Annotated in this window: 6 protein-coding genes; all 6 read right to left on the minus strand. The window is 35.3% G+C overall.

Annotated elements, in window-relative coordinates; all coding sequences use genetic code 11:
- The coding region (locus HMPREF9129_RS09250; RefSeq protein WP_004822886.1) for a recombinase family protein at window positions 1–405 on the minus strand (405 nt) is incomplete at its 3' end.
- On the minus strand, window positions 406–2,067 hold the full coding sequence (locus HMPREF9129_RS09255) for a recombinase family protein (protein WP_004822888.1): 1,662 nt from the start codon (window positions 2,065–2,067) through the stop codon (window positions 406–408).
- 143 nt (window positions 2,068–2,210) lie between these two features.
- Window positions 2,211–2,441 carry a DUF6870 family protein gene (locus tag HMPREF9129_RS09260; protein WP_004822890.1) on the minus strand — a complete coding sequence of 77 codons (231 nt, stop codon included), beginning with the start codon at window positions 2,439–2,441 and terminating at the stop codon, window positions 2,211–2,213.
- Window positions 2,442–2,923: 482 nt separating this feature from the next.
- Complete coding sequence (locus tag HMPREF9129_RS09265) at window positions 2,924–3,334, minus strand: RNA polymerase sigma factor (RefSeq protein WP_040553060.1); 411 nt, start codon at window positions 3,332–3,334, stop codon at window positions 2,924–2,926.
- Window positions 3,335–3,635: 301 nt separating this feature from the next.
- Complete coding sequence (locus HMPREF9129_RS09270; RefSeq protein ID WP_004822894.1) at window positions 3,636–3,977, minus strand: GntR family transcriptional regulator; 342 nt, start codon at window positions 3,975–3,977, stop codon at window positions 3,636–3,638.
- The gene (locus tag HMPREF9129_RS09275) at window positions 3,974–4,192 is read right to left on the minus strand and encodes a DUF1648 domain-containing protein (protein WP_002838519.1); all 219 of its coding nucleotides are present in this window, start codon (window positions 4,190–4,192) and stop codon (window positions 3,974–3,976) included. Before HMPREF9129_RS09275 ends, HMPREF9129_RS09270 begins: the two co-directional genes overlap by 4 nt.
- Window positions 4,193–4,392 lie beyond the last annotated feature (200 nt).

Here is a 4,392-nt window from a genome sequence, read left to right on the forward strand (position 1 = left end):
ATAAGGAGGAATAAGAAAATGTACATTATTATTTGAGCAAAAATGTACATTCTTATATTGACATTTACAAAGTTCGGTATAGTTTCTTCCAAACCTCGATAGGTCTTTTACAACAATGCAGTTGACTTTCCCCATTCGTACTTCATCCATCAAGTTTTCAAAGTCCGGTCGTTCAAAGTCCGTTCCCGTCTTTGCAATATCTTTATAGATTCCTGCTAAACTGAAATCCTCACTTTTTTGAATGAAGCTCTCGCAAAGAGCAATTTGATTTTCAATGGAGTCGCTTGGTTTCTCTTTCTTATCCCTTGAGGTTCTTGCATAGATTGCCGTTTGAAAGCTGTTTATACTTTCTTTGTTTATCAGTTGTTCTTCCGACTTCATTCTTCTATTTGCTGTTCTTGCCATCTATACCACCTCCCTGATTTCAGGAGTTTGAGCGGTATAGCTGCTTAACTTATCCAGAATCTCGATCGTTTCATCATAGTTAAACTGAATTTCTATCTTCTTATCTTCCGAAACATAGATTTTATCGACGAGTCGAACGAGAAGTCCTCTTTCTAACGTACCGATGTTTTGATACTTTTTAATGTCTGCAATGAAATTCTGATTACCCAAACTCTTTTTGTAGAGCCTTGCAATTTCTTTGCTCTGCTTTTCTAAAATCAACTCACTTTCTACGATACGATTCGTGTAAAACTCTCTCATATCATAAAATTCTTCTTCCGCAATAATGCCTTCCTTCAGGTCTTGATAAAGGGAAGATTTTAAAAGCTCAAATTTCGCCTTGCTTTTCTTGGTATATTCCTGTCTTTTATCTATTTTTTGAAACAGTTCATAGGATACTTCCATCTCTTTGATTTTCTCTGAAACACTTTCGTATTCCCCAAGATACTGAATATAATGACGAATCATTTCAAGCACTGTCCTTTGCAATTCTTCTTGCTTTATGGAGTGCCTGCTGCAATCCTGCCCCTTATTGTATGAGGAGCAAATATAATATACCGTCGGTGTTTTCCCTCGTTTATCGACTTTCTTTGTCATCTGAGCGTTGCAGTCTTTGCAAAAGAGAAGTCCGGAAAACAAATCCGCTTTTTCTCCGACCGTTTTCGCCTTAATGTCGCATTTCAGAAGTTTTTGAACGATTTCAAAATCATGGGAATCAATAATCGCTTCATGGTTATCTTCAATTTCAATCCAATCGCTTTTATCTTTGGAAACCACTTTATCCAGCTTATAATTGATTTTTTCTCGTTTTCCCTGTTGAAGTGTTCCAATATAGACCTCATTGGTTAAAATGCGATTGACCACAGGCGTATCCCACTTGGCAAACGCCTTTGTGCTGAAGCCTGTCTTATACCTTATTCCCTTTGCCTTTTTATGCTCCATCGGTGAGGGGATTCCATTATCGTCTAAGTGTTTGGCAATCGAGTAGGAACTATATCCTTCCAGTTTCATGGAGAAGATTTTTCGCACCACATCTTCCACTTCTTTATCAATTACTATTTTGTGCTTATCTTCTTCATCTTTCTCATAACCGTAAGGAGCATAGTTTGATATAAACTGTCCTTGTTTTCTCTTTACTTTACAAACACTTCTGACCTTTGCGGAGGTATCCCTGCAATAGTTGTCGTTGATGAAATTCTTGAAAGGAATCACCAGATTCTTTTCCGTTTCACTGGCTGTGAAGCTGTCATAATTGTCATTTAAGGCAATAAACCTGATGTCAAGAGAGGGGAACACTCTTTGCAAATATCTTCCGCTGTCAATATAATCTCTGCCAAAACGGGATAAGTCTTTTACCACAATGCAGTTGATACTGCCTGTGATTACATCCTCCATCATTTCTTTAAATGCCGGTCGTTCAAAATTGATTCCTGAATATCCGTCATCCACATATTCGCCTGCAAGCTCCATCTCCTCGTTTTTATCAATGTAATCTTGGATCTGAAGTTTTTGATTGAAAATACTGTTGCTTTCCGCCTTGAAATCTTTATCGTATTTTTCATCATCCTGAGATAGCCGAAGATACATGGCTACCCGATAGGTATCTGAAATTCTTTTAGACATAACAAAACCTCCAAACTTTCATATTCTTTTTCAAGAGAAATATGATAACTTGGAGTCTTTTCAAGCACTTATTTAAGTTGTATCCCTATTTGATTCGTATTATACCATAAATTCGAAAAAAGTCTTCCTCTTTTATCATATTTTTAATCAAGCAGCATCGCTTTCTTTTCTAAATAGGACAAAAAGCAATCCGCTAAACTTCTTCCGTTTCCTGCATAACTGCATTTGACGATAACATTTCCGACTTTCATAAAATACATGGAAAGCGGATCCATATTCTTCTTGTTCTTTATATCTTCAATGTCCGGAACGAGTCTTTGATCAATCTCATCCACCGACACATTTTTGTATCTTGTCAATTCTTCTGTGTCCATAAAAAACTCCTTTCTTCATTTTAAGTTTTATGACATTGGTAGGTGTCTTGGCTGACAACATAGGAATCTCACCTCCGCCTCTTCTTCCAGACGAGCCGGCATAAACTATTGAAGTATCATTATCACTACTTATTTCAACGAACAGATTGCCACCTCTGTTTTTTATGTATTCTTATTTCTCGCTCGCTTTTTTATATCCTCATATACAATGGTATTCATCCAAACCGAAACGAACTGCGATAAATACTTGTGAAAACATCTCGCTTCAGCAAAAAGGTCATGGCGTAAGTCATAATCCTCCATAAGTAGATAAAGTCCTACCTTGGTCTATTCAGTTGTCAAAGTACAAATACCAGAAAGGGAACTTTCTTTTTATCTTCCAATTCGCCTTAACCGGCATTCTCTTCTTCAAGAAAGTAAAAGAGGTCAAACTCCCCTTCACTTTATATAAGGAAAATTTGACCCCTTTGGTTACCGAAATTCTAAATTTCTTCGATAAATTTCTTCAGCTTCGCTAAGATTTTGTTTCTTTTCTTAATCAAAGCCGGGTGTGTGATACTTTTTAGCCTTGCTACCGAGCGAACGGTTTCATCCTGAAAGTACAACCGCTCTATGATGTCCCTTTCTTCTGCATTGAGCTTTGATATAGCGTTTCTGACGGTTTCAATCATCATCTGTGTTTCCACAATCTTTTCGACATCAACGCTTTCATCAATGATATTCTCTGCAAAATGTCCATCCTGATCTAAGGACGAAAAAAAGAGCAAGTGGTTTTTTCTGTCCACCTGCTCTAAATACTTTTCATGTTCTCTTTCCCGCCAGTAGACTTTGTAAATATCCTCACTGACTTTGACCTTTTGTCCGCCTACATATAGATAATATTCTTTTTTCATTTTGAAGTCCTCCGTTTCTTTTGACTGACTGTTTTTCAGGCAAAAAAAAGGAGGACTTCTACACTTAGGCATACGAAGTCCTCTAAAACAGAAAATTAAAAGTATTTTACTAACTGCACTTGATTGTTTCAGTTTGCATATGAAACAATAATCTGCTATAAAGATTATAAAAAAGGGAAGTTTTTTGTTTTTTTGGTATTTTTAACACTATATGCTTAGATTTCTCCATGTTTATTTCCTCCGTTTTATCTATAATCTAAATAGCCAAAATCTCTATCTCCTTCTTGCATAATTGATTTTTTTAAGTGTCTATTCTATCAAATAATTTGACAATCTCAGCATTCGAAAATCCTAACTCATACAGTTTTTCCAAAAACATTTTTGTTAGCGTGTTCAAATCCTGATTTCTTAACTCAATTATTTTCTGTTCACTTTCAATAACAAAATATCCTTTACTTCCTCGACTAACAATAAAACCCTGCTTCTCAAGAACTTTTAACGCTTTTTGAACTGTTGCAGGATTACATCCCTCCCTCTGTGCTAAAGCTCTTATAGGCGGCATCCGTTGTCCCGGAGCATAATCTCCTCTTAAAATAGTCGCTCTTAACACTGATGCAATTTGTAAATATGGATATATTTTCATTCGTTTTTATTTTTCCTTCCTCGTACAAATTTCCAATATGCAGAGTATGGAATAACTGTAGCGAATAGAAGATAATATTTATTAGCAAACATATCAGGGGTTCCTTTTGCATTGAAATGAACAGGAATTTTCTCTGGAAGAAATATGCAAATAATAAATATTACAAACATCATTCCTATCAGCACTAATACATCTTTCAAAAATCTTTTTTTCATGGCAAATCTCCTTTCTATTTGTCAATAGCTTTCTATTTTCCTAAAATTTATCTAACCACCTTATAACTTCTACAAATGTATCCCTATTAATTGAATAATAGATATAATTTTATATCTACTGTCGGTAATTAATTTACTCTTTTTAATAAAGATAGATGATAAGATATAGTTGCTTTTCTAATTTAAAATGACTTGCTATT

Source organism: Peptoniphilus indolicus ATCC 29427 (genome assembly GCF_000227315.1).
GTDB classification, from domain to species: Bacteria; Bacillota; Clostridia; order Tissierellales; family Peptoniphilaceae; genus Peptoniphilus; species Peptoniphilus indolicus.

Coding starts and splice junctions, on each gene's coding strand:
- HMPREF9129_RS09270 (WP_004822894.1), bottom strand. CDS start 3,977: ATGAAAATATATCCATATTTACAAATTGCATCAGTGTTAAGAGCGACT.
- HMPREF9129_RS09275 (WP_002838519.1), bottom strand. CDS start 4,192: ATGAAAAAAAGATTTTTGAAAGATGTATTAGTGCTGATAGGAATGATG.
- HMPREF9129_RS09260 (WP_004822890.1), bottom strand. CDS start 2,441: ATGGACACAGAAGAATTGACAAGATACAAAAATGTGTCGGTGGATGAG.
- HMPREF9129_RS09255 (WP_004822888.1), bottom strand. CDS start 2,067: ATGTCTAAAAGAATTTCAGATACCTATCGGGTAGCCATGTATCTTCGG.
- HMPREF9129_RS09265 (WP_040553060.1), bottom strand. CDS start 3,334: ATGAAAAAAGAATATTATCTATATGTAGGCGGACAAAAGGTCAAAGTC.